11 protein-coding genes are annotated in these 12,344 nt (G+C 72.4%); 2 read left to right on the forward strand and 9 right to left on the reverse strand.

The genetic code is table 11. The features are described from left to right. Positions 1 to 31 precede the first annotated feature (31 nt). The 3 genes from AWQ70_RS00945 to AWQ70_RS00955 all read right to left on the reverse strand — a co-directional run bounded on the left by AWQ70_RS00945 (position 32) and on the right by AWQ70_RS00955 (position 2,833). Positions 32 to 733, reverse strand: a complete 702-nt coding sequence (locus AWQ70_RS00945; protein ID WP_157529827.1) for a hypothetical protein — start codon at positions 731 to 733, stop codon at positions 32 to 34. Between the two features lie 256 nt (positions 734 to 989). After that, positions 990 to 1,613, reverse strand: a complete 624-nt coding sequence (locus AWQ70_RS00950; RefSeq protein ID WP_067168769.1) for a response regulator — start codon at positions 1,611 to 1,613, stop codon at positions 990 to 992. Continuing rightward, entirely contained in the window at positions 1,610 to 2,833 is a 1,224-nt protein-coding gene (locus AWQ70_RS00955) for a sensor histidine kinase (protein ID WP_084516422.1), read from the reverse strand. The genes AWQ70_RS00950 and AWQ70_RS00955 overlap by 4 nt, the downstream gene beginning before the upstream one ends. Before the next feature lie 223 nt (positions 2,834 to 3,056). Between AWQ70_RS00955 and AWQ70_RS00960 the strand changes: the two genes are divergently transcribed. Then, positions 3,057 to 3,614: a GlcG/HbpS family heme-binding protein gene (locus tag AWQ70_RS00960; RefSeq protein ID WP_067168770.1), complete on the forward strand. Its 558-nt coding sequence runs from the start codon at positions 3,057 to 3,059 to the stop codon at positions 3,612 to 3,614. Between the two features lie 18 nt (positions 3,615 to 3,632). On the opposite strand, the gene AWQ70_RS00965 is transcribed toward AWQ70_RS00960, so the two are convergent. From AWQ70_RS00965 to ureA, 5 genes are all read right to left on the reverse strand, one after another. Continuing rightward, positions 3,633 to 4,892 carry an amidohydrolase family protein gene (locus AWQ70_RS00965; RefSeq protein WP_067168771.1) on the reverse strand — a complete coding sequence of 420 codons (1,260 nt, stop codon included), beginning with the start codon at positions 4,890 to 4,892 and terminating at the stop codon, positions 3,633 to 3,635. Between the two features lie 403 nt (positions 4,893 to 5,295). Then, positions 5,296 to 6,744: an argininosuccinate synthase gene (gene argG, locus AWQ70_RS00970; protein ID WP_067168772.1), complete on the reverse strand. Its 1,449-nt coding sequence runs from the start codon at positions 6,742 to 6,744 to the stop codon at positions 5,296 to 5,298. Positions 6,745 to 6,810: 66 nt separating this feature from the next. Next, complete coding sequence (locus AWQ70_RS00975) at positions 6,811 to 7,791, reverse strand: agmatine deiminase family protein (RefSeq protein ID WP_067169024.1); 981 nt, start codon at positions 7,789 to 7,791, stop codon at positions 6,811 to 6,813. An 18-nt stretch (positions 7,792 to 7,809) separates the two neighbouring features. After that, entirely contained in the window at positions 7,810 to 9,453 is a 1,644-nt protein-coding gene (locus tag AWQ70_RS00980; RefSeq protein WP_067168774.1) for an urease subunit alpha, read from the reverse strand. Beyond that, a complete protein-coding gene (gene ureA, locus AWQ70_RS00985) occupies positions 9,453 to 10,139 on the reverse strand; it encodes an urease subunit gamma (protein WP_067168777.1) in 687 nt (228 codons plus the stop codon). The genes AWQ70_RS00980 and ureA overlap by 1 nt, the downstream gene beginning before the upstream one ends. A 210-nt stretch (positions 10,140 to 10,349) precedes the next feature. On the opposite strand from ureA, the gene AWQ70_RS00990 reads away from it, so the two are divergent. Continuing rightward, the gene (locus AWQ70_RS00990; RefSeq protein WP_169808599.1) at positions 10,350 to 10,937 is read left to right on the forward strand and encodes a TetR/AcrR family transcriptional regulator; all 588 of its coding nucleotides are present in this window, start codon (positions 10,350 to 10,352) and stop codon (positions 10,935 to 10,937) included. Positions 10,938 to 11,049: 112 nt separating this feature from the next. Here the strand turns inward: AWQ70_RS00990 and AWQ70_RS00995 are convergent, their stop codons facing one another. Next, positions 11,050 to 12,276, reverse strand: a complete 1,227-nt coding sequence (locus AWQ70_RS00995; RefSeq protein ID WP_067168782.1) for an amidohydrolase — start codon at positions 12,274 to 12,276, stop codon at positions 11,050 to 11,052. Positions 12,277 to 12,344 lie beyond the last annotated feature (68 nt).

Below are 12,344 nucleotides of genomic sequence, written 5' to 3' on the forward strand. Positions count from 1 at the left end.
CTGTCGGTTCCCTTGATGACCACGTGGGGTGTCAGGTCGGATCCGGGGCAGGCGTCGGCGGGCGGGGTGTAGCGCAGGAGGCGCGTGCCCGCCAGGACGGCGTTGTTCGCGGCCTTGGTGCCGCTTCGGAACCACAGGTTGCCCGCACTGTCCTGGGTGGACCGGTAGGTGCCGGAGTCACGCAGCACCGTGACGGCCTTCGAGAGGGGATCGACGGCAGCAGGTAGCCGTCGAGCGAGGCGTAGACGTGCTCGTCGGGGTTGACGTGGAGCTCGTCCTGGACGCCGCTGTAGGCCGCGGGGAGCTTGATCCGGTGCGTCACCTCGGAGGTGGCGGGGTCGAGGACGAACAGGACGCCGTCGGCCAGCCCCCAGAGCATGCCGCCCGGGCCCTGGACGATCGAGGTGATCGAGCCGGCTCCCGGCACCGGGGTGAGCTCGGACGTCTTCGTGCCGGTGCTGAGGTCGTAGGTGAAGAGCTTCGCTTCTTTGGCCTTGGGGGTGGTGCCGCCTCCGCCGTTGACGGTCGTGCCGCCCCACAGGGTGTCACCGCGGACCAGGAGGGAGATCACGCCCTGATCGGCGATGCGGGCGCGGATCACGGTGTGCTCGCGGGTGGTGTAGTCGTAGATCGTCAGCGCGCCACCCCACAGGCCGTAGTCCGGTCGCCGATCCCGGCTTCGAGTCCGGGGACGCCTGGGCGCTGAGCGCGAGCGGCCGGGAGTTCCTCCCACGGTCGACCACTACCTCGACGACCGGCCGGTACAGGCGTTCGAGGCCGTACGGTCCGTCTACAAGCAGTACCGGAGGCTGCTCGGCAGGCGGTGACATTCCCGATCGGTCCGGCCGGTGCCCACCGGCCGGACCACGTCGAGCTCGCGGTCCACTCGATGCCGCCGGGGGCGGGCCCGCGGTGCCGGGGCGCCGCCCGCGGCGTGGAGGCGTTCGTACAGGCCGACGGGGCGAAGCGGCCCTCCCGCCGGTGAACGTTCAGGGGAGCCGGATGAGTCGCCGTTCGACGGCGGCGGTGACGGCGGCGGTACGCGTGTCCACGCCGAGCTTGCCGTAGATGTGCACCAGATGGGTCTTGACCGTCGCCTCGGTGACGAAGAGCCTCCTGGCGATCTCCCGGTTGCCCGCGCCGCTCGCCAGCAGCTCCAGGATCTCGACCTCACGGGCGCTCAACGCCGGGGCGGGTTCCCGCATCCGCTTCATCATCCGGGTGGCGACCTTGGCGGACAGCACCGTCTCGCCCTCGGCCGCGGCCCGGATGCCCTGGAACAGCTCCTCGGGCGGGCAGGCCTTGAGCAGGTACCCGGTGGCCCCGGCGTCGACGGCCCGCATGATGTCGGCGTCGGTCTCGTACGTCGTCAGCACCAGGACCCGCGGCGGCGAGGGCAGCTCCAGGATCCGCCGGGTGACCTCCACTCCGTCGATGCCGTCGCCGAGCTGCAGATCCATGAGCACGACGTCCGGCTTCCGCGCGGCGATCTCCCGCAGCGCCTCGCTCCCGCCGGCCGCCTCGCCGACGATCTCCATGTCGTCCTCGCCGCCGAGCAGCGCCACCAGCCCCGCCCGGACCACCGGGTGGTCGTCCACCAGGAAGAGTCTCATCGCCCGCCCACCCGGCCGCTCGTGCCGTCGCCGTCGTCCGTCCGTGTCCCCGCCGGGTCATCAGGCGCTCGGTGCGGCCGTCCCGTGGGGACCGCGGCCGCGACCGCCGTGCCCTCACCCGGTGCGCTCTCGACGACCAGGACGCCGTCCACCTCCGCCAGCCGGTCGCGCATCGCCCGCAGCCCGTATCCCCGGCCGGGGGCGGGGGCCGGTTCGGCGAACCCGGCGCCGTCGTCGAAGACGTCCAGCGTGACCTCGCCGTCGAGGTACGACAGGGTCACCGTGGCCGTTCCCGCGCCCGAGTGCTCGCGGACGTTGGCCAGCGCGCCCTGGGCCACCCGCAGCAGCGCCACCTGTACGCCCGGGTCCAGCGGGTACCGCTCGCCCTCCTGCCGGAAGCGGACCCGCGGACCCGCGGAGCCGTCGGCGCTCTCGCAGAGCCGGGCGAGCGCCTCGGGCAGCGAGACGTCCACCAGCCCCGGGGGCCGGAGGTCGCGGACGAACCGCCGGGCCTCGTCGAGGTTCTCGGCGGCGGCCGCGGCGGCCCGCCGTACGTGGGCGCGGGCCGGCTCGGGATCGGTCTCCCACATGCGGTCGGCGGCCTGGAGGAGGATGCCCATGCTGGTGAGCCCCTGGGCGAGGGTGTCGTGGATCTCCCGGGCCAGCCGCTCGCGCTCCTCCAGGACACCGGTGCGGTGCCGGGAGTCGGCCAGCGTCCCCCGGGTGCTGATCAGGTCGTCGATGAGGAGCTGCCGGGAGGCGCTCTCGCGCTGGAGCTCCCAGAAGACCACCGCTGTCATGGCGGCGACGCCGACCGGCGCGAGGATCAGGCTGAGGTCGACCTCCTGCGCGATCGTGAGCTGGGCCGCGATCACGACGCCGCTGAGGACCGCGGCGGCCACCGCGAACCCCCGCGCGTTCAGCGACCGCAGACACAGGAAGAGCAGGGGGACCGCGCACCAGTTGAACGACGGCGCGAGGACCACCAGCACGAGCCAGACCGCCGCCACGCCTCCCAGCCAGGCGAGGCGCCGCCGTCCGAGGCGGTTCCAGAAGGCGACGCCGGCCGTGTAGGCCAGGGCGAGGAGGCCGCAGACGGCCAGCGCGGCGACGGTACGCGGTCCCATGCCGTGCCGGGACACCAGCCGCAGGGCGGAGGCCGCGAGCAGCAGGTGGAAGCCCGCGTGCATGGCCCAGTTGAGCCAGACGCGCTCCCTCATCGCCCTCCCCGTCCGTTCCGCTCCGGCGCCGTCGCCGTCGCCGTCGCCGTCGCCGTCGCCCACCGATGATGCGCCCCGCCGGCATCGCCGCGCGTCAACCGATCGGTTGACCGCCGCCTCAACCACTCGGCGCCCGGGGATCGCCCATGCTCCCGATGGCATGGGGCGACGCCACCGCGACCCTTGAGTACGCAAGCTCCCACCACACTGAACTGGAGAAACAATGACTGGCTCCGCTCGCGCCCGCCTGGCCGCCGGCTCTCTCACCGGGCTGGCCATCCTGGCCGGCACCCTCGGCGTCACCACCGCCGTCACCTCTCCCGCCCAGGCCGCTCCCGCCGCGAACGCGCGCGCCGCGCAGGCGGTCGTGCAGACCGGCGTCCTCTCCGCCGACGCGGCCCTGAAGATCGCCGATGCCGCGATGAAGGAGGCCGGCAAGCGGAAGCAGCGCGTCACGGTGGTGATCGTCGACCGGTCCGGCGCGACCCGGCTGGTGCTGAAGGGCGACGGCGCTGGCCCGCAGACCGAGGAGTCGGCCAGGCGCAAGGCGTTCACCGCGGTGTCCTTCGGCAGGACGACCGGCGAGCTGGGCAAGGGCGTGACCGGCGGGGGCCCGACCATCGCCGACATCCCCGGCACGCTCTTCCTCGGCGGCGGCGTTCCCGTCGCCTCCGGCGGCGCCCCCATCGCGGGCATCGGCGTCGGCGGGGCGCCGAGCGGCGACATCGACGAGGCCATCGCCCAGGCGGGCCTCAAGGCGGTCGCCGGCTCGCTCGGCTGACAGGCCGGGCATCGCGCGCTACCAGGCCCGTTGGACGCCCGGCTCGGGTGCGGGCAGGCCCGCCACCGGGCAGCCGTCGGTCACCAGGACCCGGCCGGCCCGCATCACCAGCAGGCGCCGGGGATGCGCGGCCACCGCCTCGGCGACACTCGCCGCCGCGACGGCGACGAGGTCGGCGCGGCTGCCCGGCTCCAGCCCGTAACGTTCCAGGCCCAAGGCGCCGGCGGCCTCCGTGGTGACGAGCGATGCCGCGACACGCAGCTCGTCGTCGGTCATCAACTCCGAACGCAGGCCGATGATCGTCGCCCGCTCCAGCATGTCCCCCGTGCCGTACGGCCACCAGGCGTCGCGGATGTTGTCGGAGCCGGCGAAGACGCGGACGCCCGCCTCGCGCAGCCGCAGCACGGGCGGCATCGATCCGGCGGGCCCGTTGGTGAGGATGGACACCCCCGCCGCGGCGAGCGCCGACGCCGTACGGGCGAGCGTGGCGTCGGCGACCTCGCCGAGGCAGTAGGCGTGGCTCACCGTCACCCGGCCGTCGAGGCCGAGCGCGGCGGTGCGGGCGGCGATGTCCCGCAGTTGCTCCGCTCCGATCTCGCCCGGGTCGTGCAGGTGGATGTCGACGCCGGCGCCGTGCCGCTCGGCGAGCCCGAAGACGACGTCGAGCTGCCCGGCCACGTCGCCGTCGAAGCCGTGCGGGTCGAGGCCGCCGACGAGGTCGGCGCCTTCACGCAGCGCCGCGTCCAGCAGGTCGGGCACACCGGGCGCGGTGACCACCCCGCTTTGCGGGAACGCGACGATCTGCACGGTCATCAGGTCGCGGACGCGCTCGCGCACGTCGAGCACCGCGTGCAGGTTGTCCAGACCGGCCTCGGGATCGATGTCCACGTGGGACCGGGTGTGGCCGGTGCCGTGCTCCACCATGCGGTGGACCAGCCGCAGGGCGCGTTCGGTGACCGGGACGGTGAGCCGGCGCCGGGCCCGGAGCTCCGCGCCGACCCGCTCGCGGATCGTGCCGCCCTCCGCATGCGGCTGCCAGGCGGCTCCGAGGAACGTCTTGTCCAGGTGGGAGTGCCCGTCCACGAACGCCGGGAGCAGCAGCGCGCCGCCCAGGTCCACGCGGCCGTCCCCGGCGGCGGTCTCGTCAGGCGTCCCGCCGTACGGAGCGCGCTCCTGGACGGACGCGACGAGACCGTCGCGGAGGAAGACGTCGGCCCGCCTGCCGTCCGGCAGCGTGACGTCGGCCAGCACCGAAGGGTGGGAACGGCTGCTCTGCATACGGGCTCTCCGAGGGCGTGAGGATGGGTGGTCCGGGCGCGCGGGGCGGGAACGCCTGCGCACTTACTGGTATACCAAAGACGCGCCATGCTGTCCCCGCCGAGAGCCGGTGAGCAGGAGCCCGGGCCTGCCTGACTGATCGCCCCTGTCGTTTCGGCGATCCGGGGATGGTGGGGAGCATCACCCTCGCGTCGAGCACCCTGACCTGGAAACGCAGGTCGTATCCGCCCCAGAGCGCCGCTGTCGGCGTTGGACAGCGAGGTCGCACGGGAAACGGTGCAGCGGACGGCCGGGAAAGCACGAACCCCCACCCTCGAATGAGGGTGGGGGCGTTTCGGGTTCGGCCTTGGAGGCCGGACCCGTCAGCGGACGGGTCAGGCGGCCCCGACCCCGTCGTGGCCGATCAGTCGGTGCCGAACTCCATCGCGGCGTGATCGAGCAGCTCGTCGTCGCCGGGGACCTCTCCGCGGGAGGCGATCGCCTCGGCTCCGCCCTCGGGCATCGCGCCGATCAGCCCGGTCGAGGCCGCCTGCGCGGCACCGATCAGCACCGGATGGGGGCTGCCCACCATGCCGATCCTGGCGTACTGCTCGAGCTTGGCGCGGGAGTCGGCGATGTCGAGGTTGCGCATGGTCAGCTGACCGATCCGGTCGACCGGGCCGAAGGCGGAGTCCTCGGTCCGCTCCATGGAGAGCTTGTCCGGGTGGTAGCTGAACGCCGGTCCGGACGTGTCCAGGATGGAGTAGTCCTCACCGCGGCGCAGTCGCAGGGTCACCTCGCCGGTGACCGCCGTCCCGACCCAGCGCTGCAGCGACTCGCGCAGCATCAGCGCCTGCGGGTCCAGCCAGCGGCCTTCGTACATCAGCCTGCCCAGCCGGCGTCCCTCGTTGTGGTAGCTGGCGAGGGTGTCCTCGTTGTGGATCGCGTTGACCAGCCGCTCGTACGCCGCGTGCAGCAACGCCATTCCCGGCGCCTCGTAGATGCCCCGGCTCTTGGCCTCGATGATCCTGTTCTCGATCTGGTCGGACATGCCCAGGCCGTGCCGGCCGCCGATCGCGTTGGCCTCCATCACCAGATCGACAGCGGAGGCGAACTCCTTGCCGTTGATCGTCACCGGCCGTCCCTGCTCGAAGCCGATCGTGACGTCCTCGGTGGCGATCTCGACGGCGGGGTCCCAGAACCGCACGCCCATGATCGGTTCGACGATCTCGATGCCCGTGTCGAGGTGTTCGAGCGACTTGGCCTCGTGGGTCGCGCCCCAGATGTTCGCGTCGGTGGAGTACGCCTTCTCCGTGCTGTCCCGATAGGGAAGGTCGTGCGCGAGCAGCCACTCGGACATCTCCTTGCGGCCGCCGAGCTCGCTGACGAAGTCCGCGTCCAGCCACGGCTTGTAGATGCGCAGGGAGGGGTTGGCGAGCAGGCCGTAACGGTAGAACCGCTCGATGTCGTTGCCCTTGAAGGTGGAGCCGTCCCCCCAGATCTGCACGTCGTCCTCGAGCATCGCCCGCACCAGCAGGCTGCCCGTGACCGCCCGGCCGAGCGGGGTGGTGTTGAAGTAGGTGCGGCCGCCGGACCGGATGTGGAACGCTCCGCAGGCGAGGGCGGCGAGCCCCTCCTCCACGAGGGCCGCGCGGCAGTCGACCAGCCGGGCGACCTCGGCGCCGTACGCCATGGCGCGCCCGGGCACCGAGGCGATGTCGGGTTCGTCGTACTGGCCGATGTCGGCGGTGTAGGTGCACGGCACTGCACCCTTCTCCCGCATCCACGCGACCGCTACCGAGGTGTCGAGACCGCCGGAGAAGGCGATGCCGACACGTTCGCTGACAGGCAGAGAGGTGAGGACCTTGGACACGAGAACAAGTATATGCATACATGCGCATGGCCATGCAAAGCTGGGCCGGGTGACGGCGTGGCCCGGTCAGAGCGCGGGCTGCTGCTGGGTGATGCAGTGGATGCCGCCGCCGAGCGCGAAGATGTCGCGGGCGTCGACCGACTGGATCGCGCGGCCGGGGAAGAGCCGGGCGAAGAGGTCGGCGGTCTCGGCGTCGCGGGGGTCGTCGAAGGAGCAGAGCAGCGCCAGGCCGTTGGCGAGGTAATGGTTGATGTAGGAGTAGTCGACCAGCTCGCCGTTCGCCTCCTGGACGGTGGGGGCGGGCAGTTCGACGACCTCCAGCGGGCGGCCTCTGGCGTCGGTCGCGGCGCGCAGGATCGCGAGGTTCTCCCGGGTGACCTCGTGATCGGGGTGCGCCGGGTCGGGCTGCACGTGGCAGAGCACCAGGCCGGGCCGGACGAACGAGGCCAGCAGATCGACGTGGCCGTTCGTGCCGTAGCCGCCGTAGTCGGCGGTCAGGCCCCGGGGCAGCCAGACGACCTTCTCCACACCCAGCAGGGCGCGCAGCTCGGCCTCGGCGTCGGCCTTCGTCCAGCCGGGGTTGCGGCGCGGGTCGAGCTGGACGGTCTCGGTGACGATGACCGTGCCCTCGCCGTCGACGTGGATGCCGCCCCCCTCGCCGACCATCGCGGTGCGGTGGCCGGGCACGCCCGCCCGGTCGAGGACGGACGCGGCGACCAGATCGTCCTTCTCGTGCGGTCCCCAGCCCCAGCCGTTGAAGGTCCAGTCGACCCCCCTGAGCCGGCCCCCGTCGAACACGAAGGTGGGGCCGCTGTCGCGCATCCAGCAGTCGTCGAGCGGCTGCTCGGCGATCTCCACGCGCGGGTCGAGCCATTTGGCCGCGGACTCCCGCTCCGACGGGTCGACCAGCATCGTGACCGGCTCGTACCTCACGATCGTGTTGGCCACGGACGACCACGCCCGATAGGACTCCTCCGCTCGGTCCAGGGCGTAGCCGACCGGCCACGACATCCACGTGCGACAGTGCGGGTGCCACTCCGGCGGCATGAACAAGGGGATCACTCCTCAGAGGAAGTAGAGGCGGTTCAGGGAGACCGAGTCCGCGGCCCCGGACTCGACCGGCTCGCCGTCCAGCGAGACCCGGCCCCGCGGATCGACGTCCACACGGCCCAGACGCGCGTTGCGCACCATCGAGGCAGGACCGATACCCCGAGTGCCACGCACACCGACCCGGCGCCTGCGGGTCGGCAAACGATCACCGGACGCCGCCGCCTGCGCCACGAAAGCGACCGACAGATCAGCGGCGGTCGCGCCGTGCGCGCCGAACTGCGGGCCGAGCACCAGCGGCTCGCAGACGTCCGTGGAGGCGTTGGGGTCCCCGGTCACGCCGTACGCGGGGAAGCCCGCCTTCAGCACAAGCTGCGGCTTCGCGCCGAAGTAGGCCGGCTGCCACAACACGATGTCGGCGAGCTTGCCCACCTCCAGCGAGCCGACCTCATGCGACAGGCCGTGCGCGATCGCGGGGTTGACCGTCAACTTGGCCAGGTAGCGCAGCACACGCTCGTTGTCGTGCCGGTCGGGGGCGCCGCGCTCGGCCTTCATCTTGCCCGCCATGGCGAACGTGCGCCGGACGGTCTCCCCCGCCCGGCCCATGCCCTGCGCGTCGGAGGAGGTGATCCCGATGACACCGAGGTCGTGCAGGACGTCCTCGGCGCCCATGGTCCCCGCCCTGATCCGGTCCCTGGCCAACGCGGCGTCACCGGGCAGGTCGAGCTTGAGGTCGTGCACCGAGACGATCATCCCGTGGTGCTCGGCGAGAGCGTCACGGCCGAACGGCAGCGTCGGGTTGGTCGAGGAGCCGATCACGTTCGCCACCCCCGCCAGCTTGAGCACGTTGGGCACGTGCCCGCCGCCGCAGCCCTCGATGTGGAAGGCGTGGATCGTCCTGCCCGACAACACCGCGAGGGTGTCCTCCACCGACAGGCACTCGTTCAGCCCGTCGGTGTGCAACGCCACCTGCACGTCGTACTCCTCGGCGACGGTCAAGGCGGTGTCCAGGGCGCGGGTGTGCGCGCCCATGTCCTCGTGCACCTTGAAACCCGACGCGCCCCCCTCCACCAGCGCCTCCACCAGCGGCGCCGGATGGGAGGACGAGCCACGCGCGAGGAAACCGATATTGACCGGCCAGGCGTCGAAGGCGTTGAACGCGTGCCGCAACGCCCACGGCGAGTTCACCCCCACACCCCACACCGGGCCGAACTCCTGACCGATGATCGTCGTCACCCCGGAGGCCAGCGACGCCTCCATGATCCGCGGCGAGAGCAGATGCACGTGGGTGTCGATCGCCCCGGCCGTCGCGATCAGACCCTCCCCGGACACGATCGTGGTGCCCGTGCCCACCACCACGTCCACACCGTCCAGCGTGTCCGGGTTCCCGGCCCGGCCGATCGCATGGATGCGCCCCTCCCGCACCCCGATCGACGCACTACGCACGCCCAGGATCGGATCCAGGATCAGCACATTACTGATCACCAGATCGCAGGTGTCACGGACGGAGGCGGCCTTCAGGTGCAGCCCGTCCCTGGCCGTCTTGCCGAACCCGGCCAGGAACTCCTCGCCCCGCTTCTGCGAGTCGTGCTCGACCTCGACGACCAGACCGGAGTCACCCAGCCGGACCCGGTCACCCTGCCGGTAGCCGTACAGACTCATCACGCCCCCAGATATCCGCAGGCCCGCGCCCGCTCCATCGCCGACTCGAACGCGCCGGGCGCGTCCAGCGGCCCGTCCACCAGCCCCGCGAAGCCGATCGCCACCCGCGCCCCGCCGATGGCGACCAGCGACACCCTGCGCCGGGCGCCGGGATCGAACCGGACCGTCGACCCGGCCGGCACGGCCAGACGCCGGCCGTAGGCGGCGGCGCGGTCGAACCGCAGCAGCGGGTTGACCTCGAAGAAGTGGAAGTGCGAGGTCACGCTGATCGGCACCGTCGCGGTGTTGACGACCTCGATCTCGACGCTCTCCACCGGCCCCTCCTCACCGGGCGCGGGTTCGGCGGACAGGACCGCGCCCGGGGCGTCCGCGCCGAGCGAGCCGCCGCCGAACGGGTCGGTGACCACCGCGAGCCGGGTGCCGTCGTCGAAGACGGCCTCCACCTGGATCTCGGTCACGACGTCCGGCACGCCGGGCAGCACGTCGTGCGGGCCCAGCAGGCTCCGGCCCGCTTCGATCGCGTCGGCCAGCCGCGCGCCGTCGCGGGCCGCCTCGCAGACGGCGTCCGCGATCAGCGCGGTCGCCTCGGGCACGTTGAGCCGCAGGCCCCTGGCCCGCCGGGTGCGGGCCAGCTCGGCCGCGGTGAACAGCAGCAGCCGATCCCGCTCTGTGGGGGTGAGTCTCACGTCTTCCTCCGGATCAGGCGAGCAGGGCGGCGCGACCATCGGGACGCCGAACGGGGCCGGTCGCGGCCGGGCCCTTCCCCGATCGCGCCGGCCGGCGGCCTCGCCTGCCCGCCCGGCCAAGGACACGATGGGAATTTGAATGCTACTCAAGTTTTGAGCGCAGATCTAGATTTGAGCAGAAATCAAGCCATGAAGCACTACGGTTGTGGCATGCCACCGGAGTCGAAGATCGCTCTTGAACGGCCCGACATGCGCGCACATGTGCTCAAGGCCGCGCTGCTGGCGATCGAGGAGGTCGGATTCACCCGTCTGCGGATCAGGGACATCGCCGATCGGGCCGGGATGAGCACCGGCCACGTGCTCTACTACTTCGGCAGCCGCGACCGGATCCTCGTCTCCACGCTGCTGATGAGCGAGGCCGACCTCGACGAGCGCCGCCGCGTCGAGCTGGCCGGGCTGGACGACCACGCGGCGCTGGAGCGCCTGGTCGAGCTCTATCTGCCCAAGAGCGCGCAGGACGTGCGCTGGCGGTTGTGGGCACAGGTCGTCGCCCGGCCGCCCGACGACGAGGAGACGCTGCTCCGGCTCGACGGCTTCTTCCGTTCCTGGGCGGCCGCGCTCGCGACCGTCGTGCGGCGGCTGGCGGGCCTCGGCGCGGAGGCGGCCGAGGACTTCGCGGTCAGGCACTGCCGCCTCATGGACGGCCTGAGCAACGACGTCCTGCTCGGCATGCCGGGTCATGACGCGACCTGGGCGAAGGAGGCCGTGCTCGCGTCCATGCGCCGCGAGCTTCCGTGACACCTCGCCTCCGGCCCCCGCGGCTCGTCCTGGGGCGGCGCACTTTGTGAATCGCGATCCCCAGGTGCGGCTCCGTGACCCGCTCTTCTCGATTCCCGACCGGTGCGCGATCTCAGACGAGACGGCCGTCGCGTGCCACGACCCGCCCCGCCCGCACCACCACGTCGCGGCGCGGCAGATCGATCACGATCTGCGGCAGGCACTCGCCCTCCACCAGCATGAAGTCGGCGGGCGACCCCGGCCGCAGATCCGCCTTCGGCAGCCCGAGCAGCTCGGCGCCGCCGTCGGCCGCCAGCCGGAAGGCCGCCTCCAGCTCCTCGTCGAGGCGCAGGTCGAGGGCCCAGCCCAGCAGCCAGGCACGGTGCAGCATGTCCGCGTCGCCGTACGGGCTCCAGTTGTCGCGCACGCCGTCGGAGCCGAGGCCGACCCGTACGCCGCGCTCGGCCAGACGCCGGAAGGGCAGCACGGTGCTCGCCGACAGCGCCACCGTGGTGAGCGCGATGTCCGCCGAGGCCAGCAGATCCGCCGTCGCGTCCAGCTCCGGTCCGGACAGGGCGGCGACCGCGAAGGCGTGGCTCACCGTGACCTTCCCCCGCAGGCCGAGAGCCTCGGTCCGTGCGGCGATCTCGCGCAACGGGCCGAGCCCCCGCTCCCCCACGTCGTGCAGATGGATGTCGAGCGCCAGCCCGTGCCGCTCGGCGATCCCGAAGACGACGTCCAGTTGCCGCTTCCCCGCGGAGTCGCCGTCGCCCCGTAGGCGGTCGAAGCCCGCGGGGTCGATCCCGCCCACCGCGTCGACCAGCCCGCCCGCGGCCGCCTCCTCGAGCAGTTCGGCGGTGCCGGGCGTCCGCACCACTCCGTGCTGCGGGAACGCCACCAGTTGCACGTCGAGGACGCCCCGCAGCTTCTCGCGAGCCGCGGCCACGCCTTCGACGCCCTCCAGCCCGTACGCGGGCGCCACGTCGGCGTGGGCGCGCATCGCACGCGTACCTTGGGCGGCCGCGTGCGCCATCAGCCGCAGCGCGCGCTCGGCGAGCGGAGTGGGCAGGGCGCGGTGCAGTTCCACATCCCCCGCCACGTACCCGCGGATGCCGTGGGCGGGCCGGCGGCTGTGCCAGGGCTCGCCCCAGGCCGTCTTGTCGGGATGGATGTGCGCGTCGACCAGGGTGGGCAGGGCCAGCCGCCCCTCCCCCTCGACGTACTCGACCGAGGCGCCGGCCGGGATCGTGTCCACCAGCACGCCGTCCACGGCGACCAGATCGACGACGGGGCCGCCGAACGGGCGCACGTCACGGAAGACGGTGGCGCGGGCCTCGGAATCGGCAGTGGGGTTCGTCACCGCGGTCTCCTCTCGAAACGCTTGCGGTATACCAGTATCCCGCACGTTCGACACCTGTTCGGAGACCG

Origin of the sequence: Microtetraspora niveoalba, from assembly GCF_001570405.1 — a bacterium.
Classification (GTDB): domain Bacteria; phylum Actinomycetota; class Actinomycetes; order Streptosporangiales; family Streptosporangiaceae; genus Microtetraspora; species Microtetraspora niveoalba.